20 protein-coding genes are annotated in these 23,842 nt (G+C 64.7%); 18 read left to right on the forward strand and 2 right to left on the reverse strand.

What is annotated here, in order from left to right; all coding sequences use genetic code 11:
* Positions 1-42: 42 nt before the first annotated feature.
* From RCH10_RS17165 to RCH10_RS17230, 14 genes are all read left to right on the forward strand, one after another.
* Positions 43-1,044 (forward strand): LysR family transcriptional regulator, encoded by a 1,002-nt coding sequence (locus RCH10_RS17165; RefSeq protein ID WP_323495351.1) that lies wholly within the window; start codon positions 43-45, stop codon positions 1,042-1,044.
* Complete coding sequence (locus RCH10_RS17170) at positions 1,041-2,591, forward strand: ABC transporter ATP-binding protein (RefSeq protein ID WP_409053317.1); 1,551 nt, start codon at positions 1,041-1,043, stop codon at positions 2,589-2,591. Before RCH10_RS17165 ends, RCH10_RS17170 begins: the two co-directional genes overlap by 4 nt.
* Positions 2,584-3,747, forward strand: coding sequence for an ABC transporter permease (locus RCH10_RS17175; RefSeq protein WP_409053318.1), 1,164 nt, complete (start codon positions 2,584-2,586; stop codon positions 3,745-3,747). The genes RCH10_RS17170 and RCH10_RS17175 overlap by 8 nt, the downstream gene beginning before the upstream one ends.
* Positions 3,747-4,667 carry an ABC transporter permease gene (locus tag RCH10_RS17180; protein WP_187050920.1) on the forward strand — a complete coding sequence of 307 codons (921 nt, stop codon included), beginning with the start codon at positions 3,747-3,749 and terminating at the stop codon, positions 4,665-4,667. The genes RCH10_RS17175 and RCH10_RS17180 overlap by 1 nt, the downstream gene beginning before the upstream one ends.
* Positions 4,668-4,743: 76 nt before the next feature.
* Positions 4,744-5,913: a BMP family ABC transporter substrate-binding protein gene (locus RCH10_RS17185; RefSeq protein WP_409053319.1), complete on the forward strand. Its 1,170-nt coding sequence runs from the start codon at positions 4,744-4,746 to the stop codon at positions 5,911-5,913.
* Positions 5,914-6,088: 175 nt separating this feature from the next.
* On the forward strand, positions 6,089-7,285 hold the full coding sequence (locus tag RCH10_RS17190; protein WP_409053320.1) for an MFS transporter: 1,197 nt from the start codon (positions 6,089-6,091) through the stop codon (positions 7,283-7,285).
* 46 nt (positions 7,286-7,331) lie between these two features.
* Positions 7,332-8,387, forward strand: a complete 1,056-nt coding sequence (locus RCH10_RS17195) for an adenosine deaminase (RefSeq protein WP_409053321.1) — start codon at positions 7,332-7,334, stop codon at positions 8,385-8,387.
* 124 nt (positions 8,388-8,511) lie between these two features.
* Complete coding sequence (locus RCH10_RS17200; RefSeq protein WP_409053322.1) at positions 8,512-9,621, forward strand: BMP family ABC transporter substrate-binding protein; 1,110 nt, start codon at positions 8,512-8,514, stop codon at positions 9,619-9,621.
* 81 nt (positions 9,622-9,702) lie between these two features.
* Positions 9,703-11,652: an acyl-CoA synthetase gene (locus RCH10_RS17205; protein ID WP_409053323.1), complete on the forward strand. Its 1,950-nt coding sequence runs from the start codon at positions 9,703-9,705 to the stop codon at positions 11,650-11,652.
* Positions 11,653-11,732: 80 nt separating this feature from the next.
* Positions 11,733-13,022, forward strand: a complete 1,290-nt coding sequence (guaD, locus tag RCH10_RS17210; protein ID WP_409053324.1) for a guanine deaminase — start codon at positions 11,733-11,735, stop codon at positions 13,020-13,022.
* A gap of 67 nt (positions 13,023-13,089) precedes the next feature.
* Positions 13,090-13,656 (forward strand): dCTP deaminase, encoded by a 567-nt coding sequence (gene dcd / locus RCH10_RS17215; RefSeq protein ID WP_187050927.1) that lies wholly within the window; start codon positions 13,090-13,092, stop codon positions 13,654-13,656.
* A gap of 173 nt (positions 13,657-13,829) precedes the next feature.
* Positions 13,830-14,066: a hypothetical protein gene (locus tag RCH10_RS17220; protein WP_323500520.1), complete on the forward strand. Its 237-nt coding sequence runs from the start codon at positions 13,830-13,832 to the stop codon at positions 14,064-14,066.
* 48 nt (positions 14,067-14,114) lie between these two features.
* Positions 14,115-14,999, forward strand: a complete 885-nt coding sequence (locus tag RCH10_RS17225) for a neutral zinc metallopeptidase (protein ID WP_409053325.1) — start codon at positions 14,115-14,117, stop codon at positions 14,997-14,999.
* Positions 15,000-15,102: 103 nt separating this feature from the next.
* Complete coding sequence (locus RCH10_RS17230) at positions 15,103-16,647, forward strand: DEAD/DEAH box helicase (RefSeq protein WP_409053326.1); 1,545 nt, start codon at positions 15,103-15,105, stop codon at positions 16,645-16,647.
* Positions 16,648-16,705: 58 nt separating this feature from the next.
* Here RCH10_RS17230 and RCH10_RS17235 read toward each other — a convergent pair whose 3' ends face one another.
* Positions 16,706-17,551, reverse strand: coding sequence for a symmetrical bis(5'-nucleosyl)-tetraphosphatase (locus RCH10_RS17235; protein WP_409053327.1), 846 nt, complete (start codon positions 17,549-17,551; stop codon positions 16,706-16,708).
* Positions 17,552-17,574: 23 nt separating this feature from the next.
* Between RCH10_RS17235 and RCH10_RS17240 the strand changes: the two genes are divergently transcribed.
* Positions 17,575-18,891: a hemolysin family protein gene (locus RCH10_RS17240; RefSeq protein ID WP_323495339.1), complete on the forward strand. Its 1,317-nt coding sequence runs from the start codon at positions 17,575-17,577 to the stop codon at positions 18,889-18,891.
* 40 nt (positions 18,892-18,931) lie between these two features.
* Here the strand turns inward: RCH10_RS17240 and RCH10_RS17245 are convergent, their stop codons facing one another.
* On the reverse strand, positions 18,932-20,743 hold the full coding sequence (locus RCH10_RS17245) for an acyclic terpene utilization AtuA family protein (protein WP_409053328.1): 1,812 nt from the start codon (positions 20,741-20,743) through the stop codon (positions 18,932-18,934).
* 291 nt (positions 20,744-21,034) lie between these two features.
* Between RCH10_RS17245 and RCH10_RS17250 the strand changes: the two genes are divergently transcribed.
* From RCH10_RS17250 to RCH10_RS17260, 3 genes are all read left to right on the forward strand, one after another.
* On the forward strand, positions 21,035-21,841 hold the full coding sequence (locus tag RCH10_RS17250; RefSeq protein WP_409053329.1) for a TIGR03084 family metal-binding protein: 807 nt from the start codon (positions 21,035-21,037) through the stop codon (positions 21,839-21,841).
* Positions 21,842-21,849: 8 nt separating this feature from the next.
* Positions 21,850-22,737 carry a phosphatidylglycerol lysyltransferase domain-containing protein gene (locus RCH10_RS17255; RefSeq protein ID WP_409053330.1) on the forward strand — a complete coding sequence of 296 codons (888 nt, stop codon included), beginning with the start codon at positions 21,850-21,852 and terminating at the stop codon, positions 22,735-22,737.
* Positions 22,738-22,911: 174 nt separating this feature from the next.
* On the forward strand, positions 22,912-23,841 hold the full coding sequence (locus RCH10_RS17260; RefSeq protein WP_409053331.1) for an ABC transporter substrate-binding protein: 930 nt from the start codon (positions 22,912-22,914) through the stop codon (positions 23,839-23,841).
* The last annotated feature ends 1 nt before the right edge of the window (position 23,842 follow it).

The raw sequence follows: 23,842 nt of genomic DNA on the forward strand, positions 1-23,842 counted from the left end.
TGCTCGAATCAACGCCTCTTTTTGCTGTGGAGGCGAGCCGTCATGCGTGACCAGGCGCTTTTCGACAAGATCGATCTTCACTTGATCCGCGTGCTTCATACCGTGTTGACCGACCGCAGCGTTTCACGTGCCGCCATTCGCCTGGGCATGTACCAGCCGGCCGTCTCCGCAGCCCTCAAGCGACTGCGCGACCTGTCGGGCGATCCGCTGCTGGTGCGCTCTGGCTCCGGCATGGTGCCGACCGATGCGGGCCTGCGAATGATCGAGCCCGCCGCCGCCATCCTGCGCGCTGCCGAGGTGTTGTTCACCGATGCACGCGGCTTCGATCCGCGCACCGCCACAAGCACCTTTCGCATCGCCGCCAGCGACTACCTCGACCCGCTTTTTCTGCCGATGCTGGTGGCGCAGATCAAGAGCCAGGCACCGATGTGCCGCATCGAGATCCATCCGCTGTCGCCGGACTCCAACTACCACGGTCACCTGTCGCTCGGCCACGTCGACCTGGTCATCGGCAACTGGCTGAAGCCGCCGGAAGACCTGCACATGGCGCGGCTCTTCGGCGATGAGATCGTCTCGCTCATCAACAAGGATCACCCTGCCGCGCGGCGCGGCTGGGACGTCGACACCTGGCTTGCTGCCGAGCACATTGCGCCGACGCCGATGCACCCCGGCGCGCGCGGCATCATCGACCAGATGCTCGATGCGCTGAAGCTCGAACGCAACATCACCGCGCGGTGCGCCCACTTCAGTTTGATCCCCGACATGGTGGCATCGAGCTTGCTCGTACTGACCACCGGACGTCAGTACTGCGAACGCTTCATTCCGCGCCTGCCGGTGAAGATCGTCGAGTGCCCGATGACGCTGCCGCGCCTCATGTACTACCAGCTGTGGCACGAGCGCACGCACTCGTCGAGCTCGGCGCGCTGGCTGCGCGAGACCACCAAGTCGGTCGCCGCGTCGTTGCGGCCGCCGCCTGGTTCCGGTGTCGTCGCAGCCGACAAAAAGAATCCTTCGACAACCCCCACGAGCCCCACCAAGGTATGACGACCTCCAGACTCCAACTTGCGCACATCACCAAGCGCTACCCGGCGGTGGTGGCCAATAGCGACGTGTCGCTGGTGGTGCAGCCCGGTGAAACCCATGCAGTGCTGGGCGAAAACGGCGCCGGCAAATCGACGCTGATGAAGATCATCTACGGCTCGGTCAAGCCCGACGAAGGCACCGTCATGTTCAATGGCCAGATGGTGAACGTGCGCAACCCGCAGGAGGCGAGGGCGCTCGGCATCAGCATGGTGTTCCAGCACTTCAGTTTGTTCGACACGCTGACTGTGGCGGAGAACGTGTGGCTGGGTTTGGACAAAAGCCTGAGGCTGGCCGAAGTGACCCAGCGCATCACCGCCAAGGCGAGCGAATACGGCTTGGATATCGACCCGGTGCGCCCGGTGCACACGCTCTCGGTCGGCGAAATGCAGCGCGTCGAAATCATCCGCGCACTGCTGACCGACCCCAAGCTGCTGATCCTCGACGAGCCGACCTCGGTGCTGACGCCGCAGGCCGTGGTCAAGCTCTTCGTCGTGCTCAAAAAGCTCGCGTCAGAAGGCTGCAGCATCCTGTACATCAGCCACAAGCTGCACGAGATTCGCGAGCTTTGCACCGCCTGCACGGTGCTGCGCGGCGGCAAGGTCACGGGCGTCTGCAACCCGCAGAACGAAACCAATGAATCGCTCTCGCGCTTGATGATCGGCGCCGAGCCGCCGCCGTTGCAGCATCGCGCGGTGAAGACCGGCGCGGTGGCGCTCAAGGTCGATGCGCTGACGCTGGCGCGCGAAGACCAGTTCGGTGTCGACCTCGATGCGGTGTCGCTCGAAGTACGTGCCGGCGAAGTGGTCGGCATCGCCGGCGTATCGGGCAACGGGCAACGTGAATTGCTCTATGCGCTGTCGGGCGAAGACGTGCGCGCCGAGGCCTCGATGATCCAGGTATTCGGCCAGCCCGCCGCCCACATGCGGCCTCGCAAGCGCCGTGCACTCGGCGTGCATTTCGTGCCCGAAGAGCGGTTGGGCCGCGGCGCCGTACCGACGCTGGGCCTCGCGCACAACCTGCTGCTGACGCGCAGCAACGCGGTCGGCAAGACAGGATGGATTCACACCAAGGCGCTCGACCGTCACGCGGCAGAAATCATCAAGCGCTTCAACGTCAAGGCCGGTGGACCGAGCTCGGCAGCGAAGTCGCTGTCGGGCGGCAACCTGCAGAAGTTCATCGTCGGCCGCGAGATCGATGCCAACCCGAAAATCTTCATCGTGTCGCAGCCGACCTGGGGTGTCGATGTCGGTGCCGCGGCGCTGATTCGCGGCGAGATCCTGGCGCTGCGCGATGCCGGCTGCGCTGTGCTGGTGGTGAGCGAAGAGCTCGACGAGCTGTTCGAGATCAGCGACCGTTTGTATGTGATTGCCAAGGGCAAGTTGTCGCCCTCGGTCGACCGCGCTGCGGCCACCGTGCCACGCATCGGCGAGTGGATGAGCGGACTGTGGAACACCAACGAGAACGCCGCCAGCGCCGATACAGCCGCCAAGGAGATGTCTCATGTTTAAGCTGGAACCGCGCCCGCAGCTCTCGCGCTTCTGCAGCTACGGCTCGCCCATCCTGGCGCTGCTCATCACCGTGCTCATCGGCATGGTGCTGTTCGCCGCGCTCGGCAAAGACCCGGTAAAGGGGCTGCTGGTATTTTTCTACGAGCCCGTCAAGAGCTGGTACGCCATCGGCGAGTTGATGGTCAAGGCGACGCCGCTGCTCATCATCGCGCTCGGTCTTGCCGTGTGCTTTCGCGCCAACGTATGGAACATCGGCGCTGAAGGGCAGTTCGTGTTCGGTGCGGTGGCTGCAGGAGGCATGGCCTTGCTGGCCGACAAGACAACCGGCCCGTGGATCGTGCCGGCCATCCTGGTCGCGGGCGTGCTCGGCGGCATGTTCTGGGCCGCCATCGTCGCGTGGCTGCGAGACAAGTTCAACGCCAACGAAATCTTGGTGAGCCTGATGCTGGTTTACGTGGCCGTGCTGCTGCTCGGCTACATGGTGGCCGGCCCGTGGAAGGACCCGGGCGGCTACAACTTCCCGCAGAGCAAGACCTTCGAGGCCGTGACGCAGATTCCTCGCCTGATGAAGGGTTCGCGCGTCAGCATCGGCTTGATCATCGCGTTGGTCGGCGTCGGCGTGCTGTGGGTGTTCCTGTTCCGCACGCGGGCCGGCTTTGCACAGCAGGTCGGTGGCTTGGCGCCTGCCGCTGCCCGCTATGCGGGCTTCTCGGCTCGGCGCGCGGTGTGGATTGCGCTGCTGACGTCCGGTGGTGCCGCCGGGCTCGCTGGCGCGCTCGAAGTCGCGGGCCCTATCGGCCAGCTCACGCCTTACGTGCCGGCCGGCTATGGATTCGCCGCCATCATCGTGGCCTTCGTCGGGCGGCTGCATCCGGTCGGCATGGTGTTCTCGGCGCTGCTGATGAGCATGTTCTATATCGGCGGCGAACTGGCGCAGTCACGGCTCGGTTTGCCCAAGTCATTGACCGGCGTGTTCCAGGGCTTGCTTCTGTTCACGCTGCTGGCCTGCGACACGCTCATCGCGTATCGCATCCGTCGCAAACTGGCAGTCAAGGCGGTGGCTGTCCGGTCGACGAGTGCGGGCACTTCGTCGCTGCAAGCCAGCACGCCCCTTACCGCGCAGATGCCGCAAGCCACGCCGGAAGGAGCGATCTGATGGAATCGTATGCATTGCTGCTGGGCTCCACGCTCAGCGCCGGCACCATCCTCGCGCTCGCTGCGCTGGGGCTGCTCATCAACGAGAAAGCGGGCATCGTCAACCTCGGCGCCGAGGGGATGATGCTGTGCGCGGCCATCGCCGGCTTCGCTGCGACGGTGACCACGGGCAACGCGTGGCTGGGGTTTCTGGCGGGCATGGCGGCCGGCGCCGTGCTGGCGGCGATCTTCGGCGTGCTGGTGATCTGGCTGAACACCAACCAGTACGCGACCGGTCTGGCGCTGAGCCTTTTCGGCGTGGGGTTCTCGGCCTTTGCCGGCATCGGCTTCGTGCAGGCCAAGCTGCCCGAGACCATTTCTTACGCGATCCCGGTGCTTGGCGACATCCCGCTGATCGGGCCTGCGCTGTTCCGTCATCACCCGCTGGTGTACTTCGCAATCGCGCTGACTTTCGGGTTGATATGGTTTCTGTATCGCACGCGCTCGGGGCTGGTGCTGCGCTCGGTCGGCGAGTCGCCGGAGTCGTCGCATGCGCTGGGCTATCCGGTCCGCCGCATCCGTTTCGCGGCGGTGGTCGTCGGCGGCGCGTTGTGCGGCCTGGCGGGCGCGTATCTGTCGATCGTCTACACCGGCCTTTGGGTCGAAGGGATGGTGGCGGGCAAGGGCTGGATCGCGCTGGCGCTCACCACCTTTGCCACCTGGCGGCCGATTCGGGTGCTGCTCGGTGCCTATCTTTTCGGTGGTGTCTCGATGCTCGGATTCCACTTTCAGAGCATCGGCATCGACGTGCCGAGCCAGTTCCTGAGCATGCTGCAATACATCGCGCCGATCGTGGTGCTGGCCATCATCTCGCGCAACCCGGCGTTCATCCGCATCAACATGCCGGCGTCGATCGGGAAGCCGTTTTACCCCGGCTCATAATCGCGTTTTTTCGTGTTTCCCGTCGGTCGTTTCTGTCTTTAGTTTTTGCCAACCTGTCCTTTGAGGATTTATCCAAATGAATGATCTGAACAAGCGCTCCCTGCTCAAGCTCGCTGCTGTCACGGCGGTGGCTTCGGCCGCCCTCATCGGCTGCGGCAAGAAAGAAGAAGCGCCCGCTGCCGCTGCACCTGCTGCGCCGGCACCGACCGCTGCAGCACCGGCGGCAGCACCTGCCGCGCCGCTCAACATCGCCTTTGCCTATGTCGGCCCGGTTGGTGACGGCGGCTGGTCTTTTGCGCACGACAACGGACGCAAGGCCCTGGAGAAGGAGTACGGCGACAAGATCAAGACGACCTTCGTCGAAAGCGTGCCCGAGTCGGCCGATGCCGAGCGCGTGTTCCGCGACCTGGTGGGGCAGGGCAACAAGCTGATCTTCGGCACCACCTTCGGCTACATGGAGCCGATGCTGAAGGTCGCCGCCGACAACAAGGAAGTGAAGTTCGAGCATGCCACCGGCTACAAGACGGCCGAGAACATGCGCACCTACGACAGCCGCACCTACGAAGGCGCCTACATGGCCGGCATCATCGCTGGCGGCATGACCAAGACCAACCAGCTCGGCGTGGTCGGCTCGGTGCCAATTCCTGAAGTGCTGCGCAACATCAACAGCTTCACGCTGGGTGCGCAGTCGGTCAACCCGAAGATCACGACCAAGGTGGTTTGGGTCAACGAATGGTTCAGCCCGCCGAAGGAGACCGAAGCAGCCACCGCGCTCATCAACGGCGGCGCCGACGTGTTGTTCCAGAACACCGACTCGCCCGCCGTGCTGAAGACCGCGCAGGAAAAAGGCAAGCGCGCCTTCGGCTGGGATTCGGACATGACCGCCTACGGCCCCAAGGCCCACCTGGCATCGGCCGTCATCAACTGGGGTCCGTACTACATCAAGGCGACCAAGGACGCGCTGGATGGCAAGTGGGCGACCGGCCAGAGCTGGTGGGGCGTGAAGGAAGGCGCTATCGACATCGTGTCGATCGCCGACGACGTGCCGGCCGACATCAAGACCAAGGTCGAGACCGTGAAGGCCGGCCTGAAGGACGGCAGCTATTCGATCTGGAAGGGCCCGATCGTCGGCCAGGACGGCAAGGAACTGATCGCTGCCGGCGCGGTAGCCGACGACAAGTTCTTGTCGGGCGTGAACTTCTACGTCAAGGGCGTGGACGGCAAGGTGCCTGGCGATAAGAAGTAGAAAGAGAGCTCGCCCCCAGGTTGCTGCGCACTTCGTGTCGCAGCGCCCACCCCCTGACCGGGGCCGACACCAGTGGTCCGGCGAAGCCGGTTCCACGGTGTCCCTGGAAGGGCCGCGGGGTGCTTCAGAATGAAGGGTCGCCTTGGGCGGCCCTTTTTCTTTTTTGCGGTTTCGTTTGTCTCATCCCCCAGTTTTCGAAGACGCCACGGCTTTCCTGAAGCGCGGAACGCCTGCTTATCGTCGAGCGACCTGCGCGATCTTCTGCGCCGGCCTGTCGACCTTCGCTTCGATCTACTGCGTTCAGCCTTTGCTGCCGCTGTTCGCGAGCCACTTCGGCGTGTCGGCGGCCAACAGCAGCCTGACGCTGTCGCTGACCACTTTGTGTCTTGCGCTGTGCATGCTGGTTGCGGGTTCGCTGGCCGAAGCGTTGGGGCGCAAGCCGGTGATGATGGTGGCGCTCGGGGTGTCGGGTGTACTGGGGCTGGCGTGTGCTTTCGTCGATTCGTGGCCGCTGCTGCTCGTGTTGCGTGCGCTGGTCGGCGTTGCGCTCAGCGGGCTGCCTGCTTTGGCGATGGCCTACGTGGGGGAAGAGTTCGATCCGTCGTCGCTGTCGTCGGCGATGGGGCTCTACATCAGCGGCAACGTGCTCGGCGGGCTGGCCGGGCGGTTGCTCTCGGGCGGACTCGCCGACCTCGGTGGCTGGCCGTTGGCGATGGGCGGGATCGCGACGCTGAGCCTGGCATCGCTGGTCATCTTCGCGTGGCTGCTGCCGCCTTCGCGCCACTTCCGGCCGCAACCTTTGTCGCTGCGTGGGCTGACCGGCAACTTCGCGACGCATCTCAAAACACCTGCGCTGCGCACCGCCTTCGCGCTGGCTTTTCTGTTGATGGGCAGCTTCGTCGCGGTCTTCAACTACATCGGCTTTCGCCTGGCGTTGCCGCCGTTCGGCCTGTCGTCCACGGTCATCGGTCTGCTCTTTACCGTTTACCTGCTCGGCAGCTACAGCGCGAGCAAGGCGGGGTCGATGGTGGACCGAATCGGGGCGCGCCGCGTGGTGCAGATAGGCATCGGTTTGATGCTGCTCGGAATCGGCGCGCTGGCAACACCGTGGCTGCCGGTCGTGGTGTTCGGACTTGCTTTGCTCACGGGTGGATTTTTTGCCGCGCATGCGGTGGCCAGTGGCCAGATCGGTCAGCGAGCGCACAGCGCAAAGGCACAGGCCGCGTCGCTGTATTTGTGCGCGTATTACCTCGGCTCAGGGGTGCTCGGCTACGCTGGTGGCGCGCTGTGGCAGCACGCGGGATGGGTCGCGCTGATGGCGGGGGTGGCGATTTCAGTGCTCATCGCCGCTGCCTTGACCCGCCGTTGGTAACCGCGGTGCGGCACACTTGCCGAAGAATCATTTCAGGAGTGCCCCGATGACACCCACGACCACGATCGACTTCTCCAAAATCGCATCCGACCGCCTGCCCGAATTGCTCTGTGCGATGCCCAAGGCGGAGCTGCACATGCACATCGAAGGCTCGCTCGAACCCGAGCTGATCTTCGCGCTGGCGCAGCGCAACAAGGTGTCGATTCCGTATGCCGATGTCGAGGCTTTGCGGCGCGCCTATGCCTTCACCAATCTGCAGAGTTTTCTGGACATCTACTACGCCGGCGCGAGCGTCCTCATCACCGAGCAGGACTTCTACGACATGGCCTGGGCCTACCTGCAGCGCGCCGCGGCCGACAACGTGGTGCACACGGAGATGTTCTTCGATCCGCAGACGCACACCGCGCGCGGCATTCACGTCAAGACGGTCATCGACGGACTGCATCGCGCCTGTGTCGACGCCGAAGCACAGCTCGATGTCAGCGCATCGCTCATCCTTTGCTTTTTGCGCCACCTGAGCGAAGAAGACGCGTTCGAAACGCTGTCGCAAGCACTGCCATATCGCGACCGGTTCATCGGTGTCGGGCTCGACTCCGGTGAGGTCGGCAATCCGCCCGAGAAGTTCGCACGGGTGTTCGCGCGCTGCCGCGAGTTGGGCTTCCATCTCGTCGCGCATGCCGGCGAAGAAGGCCCGCCAGAGTACGTGTGGAGTGCGCTCGATGTGCTGAAGGTCGAGCGCGTCGACCATGGCGTGCAGAGCGCAAAAGATCCTGCGTTGATGCAGCGACTCGCGCGTGACCGCATCCCGCTCACGGTGTGCCCCCTGTCGAATCTCAAGCTCTGCGTGTTCCCCGTTCTGGCCGACCACAACCTTGGTGCGCTGCTCGACGCCGGCCTGGTCGCGACCGTCAACTCCGACGACCCGGCGTATTTCGGCGGCTACATGAACGAAAACTTTTTGCAGACCTTCGCTGCGACCGGGCTCACCGCGCAGCAGGCGTGGCAGCTGGCGGCCAACAGCTTCGAAGGCAGCTTCATCGATGAGACCGCGAAGGCGCGCTACATCGATCGGCTCAACGAGGTTTTCGCGCGCTTCGCCTGAGCTCTTGATCTTTCGGCGGCCCTCGGGCTGGCCGATGCTTTGCCGGCGGATGGGACAATCCGCCTGCACAGCCGTTGCTCCAGGCCGCGCACTCTTCTATTCCGGGGCCATGTTGAGGAACACCATGTACAAAAACCTTGTGGCTGCGCTCGCGGCTGCCTGTTGCTGTTTATCTCCCGTCTTTTCTCCCGCGTTGGCCCAGACGGCCAAGCCCGCTGCGTCGAGCGATCCGCTCAAGGTCGCCTTCGTCTACGTCGCGCCGCTCACCGACACTGGCTGGGTCCATCAGCACGACCAGGGCCGCAGAGCGATGGAGATCGCGCTCGGCAGCAAGGTCAAGACAAGCTACGTCGAGAACGTAGCCGAAGGGGCCGACGCGGAACGCGTGATTCGCGACCTGGCGATGCAAGGCAACAAGCTCATCTTCACCCCGAGCTTCGGCTACATGGAGCCGACGCTGAAGGTCGCCAAAGATTTTCCGGACGTCAAGTTCGAGTCGATCACCGGCTACAAGACCGCACCCAATGTAGCGACCGCCAACGCGCGCTACTACGAGGGCCGCTACCTGGCGGGCATCGCGGCCGGACGGATGACGAAGACGCATGTGGCCGGCTACGTGGCAGGCTTTCCGATTCCCGAGGTCCTGCAGGGCATCAACGCCTTCACGCTCGGCATGCGTTCGGTCGACCCGACGGCGCGCGTCAAGGTCGTGTGGCTCGACGTCTGGTTCGACCCGTCGAAGGAACGCGATGCGGCGATGACGCTTTTCAACCAGGACGTCGACGTGATCGCCTTCCACACCGGCTCTTCCGCCGTGATGGCGGCAGCGCAAGAGCGCGGCAAGCTGGCCATCGGCTACCACTCCGACATGCGCAAGGTCGGGCCCGACGCCCAACTCGTCGCGGTGACGCACCAGTGGGGCGGCTATTACACGCAGCGCGCCCGCGCCGTGCTCGATGGCAGCTGGAAAAGCGGTGATGTCTGGGGCGGCGTGAAGGAGGGCATGGTCCACGTCGGCGACTTCGGCTCCAAGGTGCCCAAAGCCGTGCAGGACGAGGTGCTGGCACGGCAGCGCGACATCGCCTCCGGCAAGCTGGTGCCGTTCCATGCGGTCGCCGACGTGCGCGACAACGAGGGCAACGTTGTCATCGCCAAGGGCACGAGCCTGAGCGATGCGCAGATCCTCCAGATGAAGTGGCTGGTCGAGGGCGTGCAGGGGCGGGTCGCGCACTGACATCGCGCACCGACATCGGAGACAGGCAGGCGGTGAGGGCGCGCGTACGATCGCCCGAAAGCGTTTTCAGGAGATAGAACCATGTCAGCCGTGCCACCTGCTGCACCCGCCACAGCACCTCAGGCGTTCACCGCCGCGTTCCCGATTCGTTCGCTTGACGATGTCCGACGGCTCGAAGAAACGCCGCTTGAAAAGGCGCTCACCGTTCGCAGCACCTACGAGCTTTTCTGCAACGTCGCGCGCGCCCATGGCGACCGCTCGGCGCTTACTTTTCTGCGCACCGGCGACCCGGAAGACGAACCCATCCGTTGGACCTATGCCGAGCTGATGCGCGGCATCCATCAAACTGCCAATCTGCTGCACACGCTGGGCGTCGGTCCGCAGGATGCGGTCGCCGTGTTGCTGCCCGGTTGCCTCGACTATCACCTCGCGTTGTGGGGCGGCGAGGCGGCCGGCATCGTGCAGCCGCTGAACCCGCTGCTGACCGACGAAAAGCTGGTGTCGCTGATGCGGGCGGCCGGTGCCAAGGTGCTGATCGCTTACGGCTCGGACGATGAGTCGGGCATGTGGTCGAAGGCGATGCGGCTGCGCAGCCAGGTGCCGACGCTGACGATGGTGTTGCGCGTGGCACCGCACGACGAGCCTGCGGATGCGTTGATCGACTTGCCTGAAGGCGTCGGCGATTTCAGTTCGCTGCGCGCGCAGCAGCCCGACGATCGACTGGTGAGCGGGCGCGACATCGCACCCGAAGACATCGCCGCGTACTTCCACACCGGCGGCACCACCGGCGCGCCCAAGCTCGCGCGGCACAGCCACGGCGCGCAGGTCTTCACCGCCTGGGCCTGCGTCCAGCTGACCGGTGTCACGCACACCGACGTCACCATCAACGGCTATCCGCTGTTCCATGTCGCGGGCGTGCTGCCGGCCTCGCTGGCGTCGCTGTCGGCGGGTGTCGAGTCGATCATTCCGACCACCTCGTTGTTGCGCAACAAGACGGTGCTGGCCAACTACTGGCGGCTGGTCGACCGGTACCGTCCGACGTCGCTGTCGGCCGTGCCGACGGTGCTGGCCGCACTCGCCAACGTGCCGTTGAACGGTGCCGATCTTTCGTCGATTCGTTACTGCCGCACTGGAGCCGCAGTGCTCGCGCCCGAACTGGCGGCGCGCTTCAAGCGGCTGTTCGGCTTGCATGTGCACGAGAGCCTCGGCATGACTGAAATGGCGGGGATTTCGACGATCACGCCGCCGGGGGTGGAGGGGCAGGCCGGCTGCGTCGGCTTTCGGCTGCCGTACTCGCAGATGCGCATCGTGGCACTCGACGACCAGGGCGGCGCCAGCGACCGCGACGTGGCGCCGGGCGAGCACGGCATGGTGCTGTTCAAGTCGCCGAATCTGTTCTCGGGCTTCCTCGATCCGGCCGACACGGCCAAGGCCTTCACCGGCGACGGCTGGCTGGCAACCGGCGACCTCGGCTGGCTCGACGATCAGGGCCGGCTCAACCTCACCGGCCGCTCGAAAGACCTGATCATCCGCAGCGGCCACAACATCGATCCGAAGACCATCGAAGATGCGCTGGGCGCGCATCCTGCCGTGCAGCTGTGTGCGGCAGTGGGTGCGCCCGACGCGTATGCGGGCGAACTGCCGGTGGCCTATGCGACGCTGGTGCCGGGCGCGCAGGTGACCGAGGCGGAACTGCTGGCGTTCACGTCGGCCGGCGTCGACGAAGCGCCTGCGCGGCCCAAGTCGGTGACCATCATCGAACACATGCCGATGACCAACGTCGGCAAAATCTACAAGCCGGAACTGCGTGGCCTGGCAGGGCAGCAGGTCGCAAGTGCGCTGGTGGACGCGGTCTGTACCGGCCTGGGGCTTGGCGCGATGGTGCGGCCGGCGGTGCGCATCGAAGGTGAAACCGGCGTCGCGGTGCTGATCGATGCGTCGGCCGCCGGCACGCATGCGGACGCATTGCAGGCGCAATTGCAGGAGGCGCTGGGACGGCTGCCGATCAAGACGCGCGTCGCGCTGGTCTGAGCGCGCTGGGTTGGCGCTCGTATAGCCCCCATACGCGGACGGAAATTGCGGCGTGCCCTCCTGGCCTTACCCTCAAGCCCATGCACGCGTACCGAGCCTCCCTTCTGCGATTTGACTCTTCCGGCAAGCCGCTCTTCGACGAAGACGGCCTGCTGGTCGTCGGCCCCGATCCACGCGGGCGGCAGATCTTCGTGGCGGCGGGCGCCTTCAATTCGATCCATTCGCAGTACGCCCACGTGCCGGTGACGCACTGGCCGGGCCGAATCATCGCGCCGGGCTTCATCGACATGCACGTGCATTTTCCGCAAACCGACATCATCGGCGCGCCATCGGAAGGCTTGCTGCCGTGGCTCGAGAACTACACCTTCCCTGCGGAGGCGCGCTTTGCCGACCCGGCACATTCGATCGAAGTGGCCGAGTTCTTTCTCGACGAGATGCTGCGCAACGGCGTGACCACCTCGCTCACTTTCGCGACCTCGCACGTGCAGTCGGTCGATTCGTTTTTCGAAGCGGCACAGCGGCGCAGCCTGCGCATGATCACCGGCAAGGTGCTGCAAGATCGTCACTCGCCCGACGGCGTGCGCGACGACACCGAGCAGAGTCTGATCGACACCGAATCGCTCATCTGCAAATGGCACAACGTCGACCGGCTGGGTTACGCGATCACCCCGCGTTTTGCACCGACCAGCACCGACGCGCAACTGCGTGGTGCCGGCGAACTGGCCGCGAAGTACCCCGACACCTGGATTCACTCACACGTCGCCGAGAACAAGGACGAGGTGAAGTGGGCGCGCGAGCTGTTTCCCAAGGCGCGCTCGTACCTCGACGTGTACACCGGCTTCGGGCTGATGCGCGAGCGCGCGGTGTATGCGCACTGCATTCACTTCGACGATGACGACCGCCGCCTGATGCGCGAAACCGGCGCGGCCACGGCGGTGAGCCCGACCAGCAATTTGTTCCTCGGCAGCGGCTTCTTCGACTTCGAGGGTGCCGACCGCATCGACTACCACTACGGCCTGGCCAGCGACGTTGGTGGCGGCACCAGCTTCAGCCCGTTCCACACCATGATGGCGGCTTACTACGTCGGGCGCGAAGGGCAGACCAAGACCGGCATCAGCATCGCGCCGTCGGAACTGTGGTGGCGCCATACCGGTGGCGCGGCACTCGCGCTCGGGCTCGATGGCGTCGCGGGCAATCTGCAGCCAGGCTGCGAGGCCGACTTCATCGTGCTGAACCCGAAGGCGACGCCCCTGCTCGCGCGCAAGAGCGGTTTGGCGGCGAATCTCGAAGAGTTGCTTTTTTCGATGATCGTGCTCGGCGACGACCGGCTCATCGAGCGGACCGTGATCTCGCAGGCGAGCGCGCACTGAGCGGTCATCGCTCGATGGCCCAGGGGCCGCCTCCTTAGAATGACGCTCCGAGGAAGGACCCCCTGAGATGACCATCAAGAGCGACAAATGGATTCGGCGCATGGCCGAGCAGACCGGCATGATCGAACCCTTCGAGCCGGGCCAGGTGCGCGAGCGCGAAGGCAACAAGATCATCAGCTACGGCACGTCGAGTTATGGCTACGACATTCGCTGCGCGCCCGAGTTCAAGGTGTTCACGAACATCCACAGCACGGTGGTCGACCCCAAGAATTTCGATGAGAAGAGCTTTGTCGACATGGACGGCGACTTCTGCATCATTCCGCCGAACAGCTTCGCCCTGGCGCGTACCGTCGAGTACTTTCGCATCCCGCGCAACGTGCTCACCATCTGCCTTGGCAAGAGCACTTATGCGCGCTGCGGAATCATCGTCAACGTGACGCCTTTCGAGCCCGAATGGGAAGGCTATGTGACGCTCGAGTTCAGCAATACGACACCGTTGCCGGCCAAGATCTACGCGGGCGAAGGCTGCGCGCAGGTGCTGTTCTTCGAGAGCGACGAAGTTTGCGAGACGAGCTACAAGGACCGCGGCGGGAAGTACCAGGGCCAGCGCGGCGTCACTTTGCCTAAAGCCTGAAGCCTCGAGGGCGCAGAGCAGGGCGGCTTGCGCCTCTGGCCGATGTCATGGAGCCGATGTCGTTACTTCGGTCCGGTCCTACACCGCATCGCGCCCGGCTCCCCCACCTTGTTTCCTGGGCGTTCCCCACTATCCGTTCCAGACTCGTGCAGCCAGCACGACCAGGAATCGATATGACTCAATGGATCGCCGAACTCTCGCCGCTGCGTAAATTGCTGATGGCCGCATTGGTCGCCATAGTTTGCGCACAGGCTGTCGCCATGACCATGCTGGTGCGCTCGCAAGTGCAAAAGGCCGAGATGCGCGAAGCTGCGGAGGCTTCCAGTCGCGGAGTCGTTGCAACGCGCCTGGACTCCAATCCGGCGGCTAACGCTCGCACGATGTCGGTCGGTTACGTCGCACCCCGTTAAGCCGGTACCATCACGTGAAAGCCGGCCGTTGCCGGTGAGGAGAGTCTCATGAAGTGGGAAGGCAACGAGCAGTCGGACAACGTCGAAGACCGCCGCGATGGCGGCGGCGGGGGCGGCGGTGGATTTCCGATCGGCGGTCGCAGTGTCGGCATCGGTACTGTGGCGGTGGCGCTGATCGCAGGCTGGATTTTCGGCATCAATCCGCTCACCGTGCTCGGTTTGCTGACGGGTGGGGGCCAGGCTCCCCAGGTCCAGCAACAGCAAGGCCCGGCCAAGGCGCCGCCGTCCAGTGATCGCGAAGCCTCGTTCGTCTCGACCGTGCTGAAGAACACCGAAGTCGTCTGGACGGATATCTTCCAGAAGAACGGCGGCACCTACCACGCGCCCAAGCTCGTGCTGTTTCGCGGCGTCACGCCGACGGCTTGCGGCACCGGCCAGTCGGCGATGGGCCCGTTTTATTGCCCCGGCGATCAGAAGGTCTACATCGACCTCGGCTTTTACGACACGCTGAAGAACCAACTCGGCGCGCCGGGCGAGTTCGCGCAGGCGTATGTGATCGCGCACGAGGTCGGCCATCACGTTCAAGACGAACTCGGCATCACGGGCAAGGTCGACGGAATGCGCAGCCGGCTGAGCCAGACGCAGAACAACGCGCTGAGCGTGCGCGTCGAATTGCAGGCCGATTGCTTCGCCGGCATCTGGGCGAACAAGTCACAGCAGTCGAAGAACTGGCTCGACCCGGGCGACATCGAGTCGGCGATGAACGCCGCGCAAAAGATCGGCGACGACGCGCTGCAGCGGTCGGCTGGCCGTGCCGTGGTGCCCGACAGCTTCACACACGGATCAAGCGCGCAACGGCAGAAATGGTTCGGTGCCGGCTACCAGAGCGGCAGCATCCAGTCGTGCGACACGTTCAATGCGAAGAGCCTCTAAGCATCGTTTCAAGAGCAGTTGAGCCGGCCTCCTTAACCGCAAAAAGCCCAGACTCAGCGCTGTCATCACTGTTTTTTGCGGCGGTGCGACAATAGAGGGCTTAATGACAAGCTCCTTTTCCAATCTTTCGCTGGCTGAACCGCTGGCGCGCGCCGTAGCCGAAATGGGCTACGAGACCATGACACCGATCCAGGAGCAGGCGATTCCGGTCGTGCTGTCGGGTCAAGACGTGATGGGTGCCGCCCAAACCGGCACCGGCAAGACCGCAGCGTTTGCGCTGCCCTTGCTGCAGCGCATGCTCAAGCACGAAAACTCATCGACCTCGCCCGCCCGGCATCCGGTGCGTGCATTGGTGCTCCTGCCGACGCGTGAACTCGCCGTGCAGGTCGCGCAGCAGGTCGAGCTCTACGCCAAGTACACCAATCTGCGCAGTGCGGTCGTTTTCGGCGGCATGGACATGAAGCCGCAGACGCTCGAGCTCAAAAAGGGCGTCGAAGTGCTGGTGGCAACGCCCGGCCGGCTGCTCGACCATATCGAAGCCAAGAACGCGGTGCTCAACCAGGTCGAGTATGTCGTGCTCGACGAGGCCGACCGCATGCTGGACATCGGCTTCTTGCCCGACCTGCAGCGCATCCTGAGCTACCTGCCCAAGCAGCGAATCACGCTTCTGTTTTCGGCCACTTTCTCGCCCGAAATCAAGCGGCTCGCCGGCAGCTATCTGCAGAACCCGGTGCTCATCGAAGTGGCTCGGCCCAACGAAACGGCATCGACCGTCGAGCAGCATTTCTACAGCGTGAGCGACGACGACAAGCGCCGCGCGCTCAAGCAGATCGTCAAGCAACGTGGCATCACGCAGGCCTTCGTCTTCGTCAACAGCAAGCTGGGTTGCGCCCGTCTCGCCCGGTCGCTCGAGCGCGAAGGCCTGAAGACCACCGCATTGCACGGCGACAAAAGCCAGGACGAGCGGCTGAAGGCGCTCGAGTCGTTCAAGAAGGGCGAAGTCGATCTGCTGGTGTGCACCGACGTGGCGGCACGTGGTCTCGACATCAAGGACGTGCCTGCTGTTTTCAACTTCGACATCCCTTTCAACGCCGAAGACTACGTGCACCGCATCGGCCGCACCGGTCGTGCCGGCGCGTCGGGTCTGGCGGTCAGCTTTGCCAGCGGCGGTAACGATGCACGGCTTGTCGCTGACATCGAAAAGCTGATCAAGACCAAGATCGAGCTCGAAGCGATCGAGTTCGAAGAAGACACTCCCCGCGGTCGCATCAACGACGGTCGCCGTCATTGGCGTGAAGAGGGCGAGGCCGGCGATGCACGCGATGTACTAGACCAGCCGCGCGCAAGGACTGACGGTGATAGCGGCAGCAACTTCGAGTCGCGCGATCGCAGTGATCGTGGCGGTGAGCGCAGCAACGAGCGTTTCAGCGAAGCGCGGCCGCCGATGCGTGGCGGCGGGCGTCCGCACCGGGGCCCCGCCATGTCGCGCGACCCGTTCTTCGACAAGCCGTACGAGCCGGGTCAGCCCGACGCCACGCCGGCGTGGGAAGCCGCCGCCAAGGCTGCGCCTTCGCGCGGTATCTCGAGCAACATCAAGACCAAGCGCAAGGTCGCTGCGCTGTTCAAGACCAGCGAACCGGCGACCTGAACGCGCAGCAAACGGGTCGGCGGACCCGGGCAAATTTGCAGCGATCGAAAAAGCCGGGCTAGACGCCCGGCTTTTGCGCTTCTGCGCACTGCACCTGAATCAACTCCCGCTCGTCCAGCGTTGCGCCGATGCGCACCGCGCTCAGGCAGCCGCCCCAAACGCAGCCGGTGTCGGTCGACAACAGGTCGGGCCGCGAGACGTAGCCCAGCGTCGACCAGTGTCCAAACGCCAGCGTCGCCGCAGCGGTCTTGCGGCCGGGTACGTCGAACCACGGCATGCAGCCAGCCGGCGCTGTGTCGGCACTGTCTTTCGCGTCGAAATCCATCACGCCCGCCGCTGAGCAGAAGCGCAGCCGCGTCAGCGCGTTGACGATGACGCGCAGCCGTGCGCTGCCGGTGAGCGAATCGTTCCACTGCGCCGGCTCGTTGCCGTACATGGTCATGACGAACTCGTTGAGCGCCGGGCCCCGCAGCACGGACTCGACCTCGGCGGCCAGAGTCAACGTATCGGCCACGTTCCATTGCGGCAACACGCCGGCGTGCACCATGAGCAGATCCTTGCCGCCGACGGTGCGATGCAGCGCCATCGATTGATGTCGCAACCAGTCGAGCATCGCTTCGCTGTCGGCCGCGGCGAGCAGCGGCGCCAGCGTGTCCTTGCGGCCGGCTTTGCGCGCGCCATGCGCGATACCGAGCAGGTGCAGGTCGTGGTTGCCGAGCAGCGCGTTGGCGGCATTGCCGAGTGCGTGCACGCGGCGCAACACGGCGGCCGATTCGGGCCCGCGATTGACCAGGTCGCCGAGCAGCACCACGCTGTCGCGGCTCGCGGAAAAGTCGATCTTGTCGAGCAGGCGCTGCAACGCTTCGTCGCAGCCCTGTACGTCACCGATAAGGTAGAGTGCCATGCTTCCCATTCTCACCCGCGTCCATGGATGTCCTTCTGCTGGCCTTGTTGACCACGCTCAACGCGTTGTTCTCCATGTCCGAAATGGCGCTGTCGACCAGCCGGCGTGCACGGCTTGCGGCCATGGCCGAATCGGGTGACGCCGGCGCCGCTGCGGCGCTCAAGCTGATGGAAGACCCCACGCAGTTCCTGTCGAGCGTGCAGATCGGCATCACCTCGATCGGCATGCTCAGTGGCATCGTCGGGGAGGCCGCTTTCGCAGCACCTTTGTCGGTCTGGATGGAAAGCCTCGGCATGCGTACAGGGACAGCAAGCGTCGCGTCGACCGCGGTCGTGGTGGCCTGCATCACTTTCTTCACGATCATCTTCGGCGAGCTCGTGCCCAAGCGCATTGGCCAGCTCTATCCCGAACCTGTCGCGCGCTTCGTGGCGCGGCCAATGCGCTGGCTCGCCAAGGGCGCCAAGCCTTTCGTGCTGCTGCTTTCCGGTGCGACCGCGGCCATTCTCAAGCTGCTGAAGATCGACACCAACTCGGCCCGCGTGGTGACCGAAGAAGAAATCTCCGCCAGCCTCGAAGAAGGCGTCGATGCCGGCCTCATCGAGCAGCACGAGCACCAGATGGTGCGCAACGTGTTCCATCTGGACGATCGGCGTCTGTCGTCGTTGATGATTCCACGCGGCGACATCGAATGGCTCGAAGCGTCCGGCACGGTGGCGTCGAGCCTGCAAAACGTGGCTGCCGCCGGTGCGCTCAACCTGGTGCACTCGTGGTATCCGGTGTGCCGCAACTCTCTGGACGACGTGGTCGGCGTGATCAGCGTCGCACATCTGTTACGCCTCGGGCCTGCCTACGAAGGCTCGATCGAAAGCGTGGCCCAGCCAGCGTCGTTCGTGCCAGAAACGCTGACCGGCATGGAGCTGCTGGAACAGTTTCGCGAGCGCGCCGGCCGCCTCGTTTTCGTGGTCGATGAATATGGCGTGGTGCAGGGGTTGATGACGCCGCGCGACCTGCTCGAAGCGATCACCGGTGAGCTGCAGCCCGGCATGCAGACCGATGCCTGGGCGACCGAGCGCGAAGTGGGCGTGTGGGAACTCGACGGCCTGATGCCGGTGTCGGAACTGCGTGCGCGCCTCGCCATCCGCGAGTTGCCCGATGAAGACCGCGGCCGCTACAACACGGTCGCGGGCTTGCTGATGTCGGTGTCAGGGCAGTTGCCGAAAGTCCACGAGATCATCGAGTGCGCGGGCTGGAGTTTCGAGGTGCTGGCGCTTGATGGCCGGCGTATCGACAAGGTGCTGGCGCGTGTCGACGTGCCGGCGCAAATCACCGGCAAGCGCTGAGTCGCACCGCAGCGCTCGCGCAGCCAGCAGCGACGGGAGTTCAGCCGCGCGGCGCCGGCAAGCTGTCGGCCACCGAAGACGGCACCTCGATGACGAGGTCCAACAGCATCTGCGCCATGCCCTTGCCGAGCGGGTCCATCCGCATCGACGAGGGTCCGCCGCCATCGAGCGCATCGTGCAGCAGCAGATTGAGCGACGCGGTGCCGGGCAGGTAGAAGCGTTCGATGCGGCCATGCACCATGTGCGCGAAGTAGTCGCCCACGGCCTTGTCGCTCAACCGGTTCCACAGCAACGGCAGCCATTCGGGTCGGCGCGCAATGACACCGATGTTCGAGAGGTTGCCCTTGTCGCCGCTGCGTGCATAGGCCAGGTCGATCAGCCGCACTTCGCGTGAAGCGCCACCCAATTCTTTCCACGCTTCAGGCGCGCCGACATCAGGCGTCGCACCGTCCCCGGCACCTTTGCCGATCGATACCGTTTGCCGCTCGCCATCGATCACGAAAGCCACCGGCAAGGCCTGCCTGTCGAGCAGAAACGAGAAGAGCTTGATCAACGGCGACACCGCCGGCCGACCGCCACCGGGGCTGGTCGTGCCCGGCGCCCATGAGGTGCCCGATGGTGAGATTTCCCGAGCGAAGATCGCCAGCGCGGCCTTCAGCGGATGGTTCGCGACCACGCGCATCATCACTTCGCGCGACGGCCGCACGCGTGATTGCGCGCCGTAGGAAGACTCCGATCCGATGACTTCGATGTACGTCGAAGTGAACGGCGGCATGCCGCCCTCGCGCAGGATGTCGCTCACGCGCTCGATGATCGCTTCGGCGGTGCGACGCGCTTTCTTGTCGGCGTCGATGCCGATGATGACCATGCTGCCCGCGCACCGGAAGCCGTCGAGTTGGGTGGCCGAGACCTTGTAGAACGGCGTCGGCGCGCGTCCCTTCGCCGGGCTCACCCGCACGCGGTTCTCGCCCTGCTGCTCGATCGTTACATCGCGAAAATCGCAGCACACGTCGGGCAGCAGATAGGCGCCCGGGTCGCCGATCTCGTAAAGCATCTGCTCGGCGACGTTGGCGCGAATCACCTTGCCCCCCGTACCTTCGGGCTTGGTCACGACGAAGCTGCCGTCCGCGTGGCATTCGATCACCGGATAGCCCATATGGGCCCAGTCGGGGATGTCTTCCCAGTCGGTGTGCAGACCACCTGTCGCCTGACAGCCGCACTCGATGATGTGGCCCGCCAGGCTGCCGGAGGCCAGCAGGTCGTAGTCGGCATCCGTCCAGCCGAACTCGTGCATCAGCGGGCCGAGCGTCACCGCGCTGTCGACACAACGCCCCGTGATCACCACTTCGGCGCCGGCTGCGAGTGCGGCGGCGATCGGTGTCGCGCCGAGGTAGGCGTTGGCGCTCAGCACTTTGTCGGGCAGCGACTCGCCGGTAAACATATCCTGCACGCCGCGCGCGCGCAGCCCGGGCATGTGCATGCTGACGTCGTCGCCTTCGACCACCGCGATACGCAGCAAAATGCCCTCGGCCGTTGCCAGTGCCTGCAACGCGGCCGCACAGCCGTGCGGGTTGATGCCGCCGGCATTGCTCACCACCTTGATGCCTTGCCGCTTCACTTCGGACAGCACCGACTTCATCGCGATGTCGACGAAGTCGGTGGCGTAGCCCATCTCGGGCTTCTTGGCCCGCGCCGAGGCGAGGATCGACATCGTGGTTTCCGCCAAAAAGTCGAATACCAGGTAGTCGAGCCGGCCCAGCTTCACCAGCTGGGGTGCGGCGACCATGCTGTCGCCCCAGAAGCCCGAAGCACCGCCGATGCGTACGACTTTGTTCGTTACGTTGTCTCTCATGGGGGTGGTCTCATCGATGAAAGCATCCGGCCAGCCTAGCGACGCACCGCCTGCAATGCTTGCGCCGAGTCGCTGACCGCAGCCACTTCGCGCAAGACCTTGGCGCGCACCCACGCTAGCCTCTTTGAAACAACGGAGACCTGCATGGAATTTCGTTCCGCGCCAGCATCCGCGACTTCGTGGCGCGCGAGATCACGCCCTTCGTCAAGGTACGGCAGCTCGGCGTATAAAACACAACGCGATCAGACAACGCAACCACGACAAGCGCGGCACGACGCGCACAGACCCAAGATGAAGCAAACGAGTGACGACCTCCGCAACGAATACCGCGACCTGGCCGACCTGGTGCGGACGCTGACGCCTGCGCAGTGGCGACTGCGAAGTGACTTCTACGGCTGGACGCCGTGGGACGAAATTGCCCACCTGTGCTTCTTCGACGAGACCGGCCTGCTGTCGGCCACCGACTCCGACGCGTTCGCCGCCGACACCGCGACGTTGAACGCCACGCTCGCCACGGGCAAGGAAATCAGCGCCATCGCGCGGGAGAAGTACGGTCACCTCGACGGCGCGGAGCTGCTCGCGTACTGGGAACCCCTTTCGACGCAACTCGTCGATGCGCTGGCAGCGCTCGACCCAAAAGCCAGGCTACCGTGGTACGGCCCGACCATGAGCGCACGGTCGTTCGCGACGGCGCGCCTGATGGAAACCTGGGCGCACGGGCAAGACGTGTGGGACGTCGTCGGCCGCCGGCGACCGGCTACCGACCGGCTGCGCCACATCGCCCACATCGGCGTCACGACCTTCGGCTGGAGCTTCGTGAACCGGAAGCAGCCGGTACCGGCCGTCGTGCCCTACATCGAGCTCGATGCACCCCAAGGCGGCGTCTGGACGTGGGGCGATGCCGCGTCGTCGGAAACCATCCGCGGACCGGCCGATGACTTCTGCTTGCTGGTGACGCAGCGTCGCAATCTGGCCGACACTGCCCTGCGGTACAGCGATGGATCGGCACGCGACTGGCTGCGGATCGCGCAGTGCTTTGCCGGTCCACCGGCCGACGCGCCCGAGCCCGGCGTGCGGAAGGTGGCGGCCACCGCTTGACGCGCGGCGTGCCGATCGAACTCGGCCTGCAGCCGCGCATCGATGCGGCGCTGGCTGCGTTGCGTGAGGGCAGTGGCGAGCACTGCTTGTCGGACCACGCGTTCTCCAATTTGTACCTTTTCAGGGCGGCGCACGACTACCGGTTCATCGATGGTGACTGGCCTGGCATCGCCGGCCGCGCGTATGACGGTACGCGACACTTCATGCCGTTGTTCGCGCCGCGTTGCGCGCCGCTGGACGTGCTGTCGGAACTGATCGAAGCGCACGGATGTCTCTTTCCGGTGGCAGCGCGCGATGCGGCCGAGCTGCCGGACAACGTCTTCGTTGCGACCGCGTCGGCGGACGATGCGGACTACCTTTACCAAGCCGAAACCTTCGTCGACTATGCCGGCCGCCCGTTGGCGAAGAAGCGAAATCTGGTGCGTCAGTTTCTGGCGCTGCACGAGCCATCCTGCCGGCCGTTCGGCCCCGAGCTGGTCGACGCTGCGCGCAGCGTGCTGAAAGGCTGGTTCACGCACAAGGGCAAGGCGCGGGGCGAGGCCGACGACGATGCCTGCCTCGAAGCGATCGACAACGCCGCACGCTTCGGGCTCGAAGGATTCGTTCACTTCGTCGGCGACCTGCCGATTGGTTTCGTGTTGGCGCAGGAGCTGCAGCCGGGCGTCTTCGCGATGCGCTTCGCGAAGGGGCTCGACAGTCACGTCGGGATCTATCCGTATATGTTCCAGCACTTCTGCAAGCACTTTGCGCGCGAGGTCGCCTGGCTCAACTTCGAACAAGACATGGGGCTTACCGGGTTCCGGCGCAGCAAACGCTCGTATCAGCCGGCGGCACTGCTGCCCAAATGGCGTGTCGCGTTGGTGCATCAAGCCAAAAAGTCCGAGCCAGCGCCTTAACGCCTCGCACAGCAGCCCTGTTTCGACAGGCTGACCGACGTGGACGCCTGCACAAGCAGTCGTGCGCTTACACACAAGTGCTGCCCCGGCCCCTCGCCTACGCTCTCATGGTGCGCTGCAGCAAAGCTGGCATGGTGCCAGCCGCTTGCGTCGTTTTTCCAGGAGTCTCGGACTATGCAAAACCTTTCTCTCCCGTCCGGACGCTCTGTCCGGCGCCTTAACGCGCTGGCCCGTCTGCGCGGCGTGGCAGTCGCGGCCCTGAGCCTGTCGGCCCTCGCGATGGCTGCCACCTCGGTTCATGCCGAGGTCGCCAAGGTCCCGGCCGAATGCAGCGCGCTGCAAGCCAAGTACCCGCAGTTCAAGGGCAAGACACTGGTCAACGCGATCAATCCGCACACCCCCGGCTACGAGACCATCGACCCGAACAATCCGGACAAGTACATCGGCTTCGACATCGACCTGGGCGAGACCCTCGGCGCCTGCCTGGGCTTCAAGGTGACTTACAAGGCGGTGACGTTTGCGGCGCTGCTGACCACGCTGCAATCCGGCCAGGCCGACATCGTCATCTCCGACATCTACGCCACTGAAGAACGCGCCAAGGCGGCCGACTTCATCACCTACTCGAAGGTCTTCGACGGCGTGCTGGTGGCCAAGGGCAACCCGAAGAAGATCACCGGCATCAACGCCTCGATGTGCGGTGCGATCGCCGCCGAGAACACCGGCTACGTCGAAGTGCCGCTGATCCAGGCACTGGCCCCCGCGTGCAAGGCGGCGGGCAAGGCCGAGCCGGAAATCCAGCTCTACGACAACAACCAGAACTGCATCCAGGCCATCCTGGCCGGCCGTGCCGACACTTACGTCAACGATGTCAACACGGTCGACAGCGCCGTCAAGGCCTATCCGGACAAGTTGGAAAAGGCGCTTGCGGTGTCGATTCCCTACTCGGTCGGCATTGCAGTGCCCAAGGGCAAGACGGACTTCCGTGATGCGGTGATGGCGGCGCTGGTGACCTTGCAGAAGGCCGGCATCCACACTGAGTTGCTGAAGAAGCACGGCATGCCCGTCGAAAACCTCGAGGCTCCGCGTCTGCTCGTGGCGAAGTGAC

The sequence above is a fragment of the Variovorax sp. GrIS 2.14 genome (genome assembly GCF_046115955.1).
GTDB lineage: Bacteria > Pseudomonadota > Gammaproteobacteria > Burkholderiales > Burkholderiaceae_C > Variovorax.

Bases quoted from the DNA above. Each gene is read 5' to 3' on its own strand.
- dcd (WP_187050927.1), top strand. From the start codon at position 13,090: ATGACCATCAAGAGCGACAAATGGATTCGGCGCATGGCCGAGCAGACC.
- RCH10_RS17180 (WP_187050920.1), top strand. From the start codon at position 3,747: ATGGAATCGTATGCATTGCTGCTGGGCTCCACGCTCAGCGCCGGCACC.
- guaD (WP_409053324.1), top strand. From the start codon at position 11,733: ATGCACGCGTACCGAGCCTCCCTTCTGCGATTTGACTCTTCCGGCAAG.
- RCH10_RS17170 (WP_409053317.1), top strand. From the start codon at position 1,041: ATGACGACCTCCAGACTCCAACTTGCGCACATCACCAAGCGCTACCCG.
- RCH10_RS17245 (WP_409053328.1), bottom strand. From the start codon at position 20,743: ATGAGAGACAACGTAACGAACAAAGTCGTACGCATCGGCGGTGCTTCG.
- RCH10_RS17195 (WP_409053321.1), top strand. From the start codon at position 7,332: ATGACACCCACGACCACGATCGACTTCTCCAAAATCGCATCCGACCGC.
- RCH10_RS17240 (WP_323495339.1), top strand. From the start codon at position 17,575: ATGGATGTCCTTCTGCTGGCCTTGTTGACCACGCTCAACGCGTTGTTC.
- RCH10_RS17205 (WP_409053323.1), top strand. From the start codon at position 9,703: ATGTCAGCCGTGCCACCTGCTGCACCCGCCACAGCACCTCAGGCGTTC.
- RCH10_RS17200 (WP_409053322.1), top strand. From the start codon at position 8,512: ATGTACAAAAACCTTGTGGCTGCGCTCGCGGCTGCCTGTTGCTGTTTA.
- RCH10_RS17230 (WP_409053326.1), top strand. From the start codon at position 15,103: ATGACAAGCTCCTTTTCCAATCTTTCGCTGGCTGAACCGCTGGCGCGC.
- RCH10_RS17235 (WP_409053327.1), bottom strand. From the start codon at position 17,551: ATGGCACTCTACCTTATCGGTGACGTACAGGGCTGCGACGAAGCGTTG.
- RCH10_RS17175 (WP_409053318.1), top strand. From the start codon at position 2,584: ATGTTTAAGCTGGAACCGCGCCCGCAGCTCTCGCGCTTCTGCAGCTAC.
- RCH10_RS17260 (WP_409053331.1), top strand. From the start codon at position 22,912: ATGCAAAACCTTTCTCTCCCGTCCGGACGCTCTGTCCGGCGCCTTAAC.
- RCH10_RS17250 (WP_409053329.1), top strand. From the start codon at position 21,035: ATGAAGCAAACGAGTGACGACCTCCGCAACGAATACCGCGACCTGGCC.
- RCH10_RS17225 (WP_409053325.1), top strand. From the start codon at position 14,115: ATGAAGTGGGAAGGCAACGAGCAGTCGGACAACGTCGAAGACCGCCGC.
- RCH10_RS17220 (WP_323500520.1), top strand. From the start codon at position 13,830: ATGACTCAATGGATCGCCGAACTCTCGCCGCTGCGTAAATTGCTGATG.
- RCH10_RS17185 (WP_409053319.1), top strand. From the start codon at position 4,744: ATGAATGATCTGAACAAGCGCTCCCTGCTCAAGCTCGCTGCTGTCACG.
- RCH10_RS17165 (WP_323495351.1), top strand. From the start codon at position 43: ATGCGTGACCAGGCGCTTTTCGACAAGATCGATCTTCACTTGATCCGC.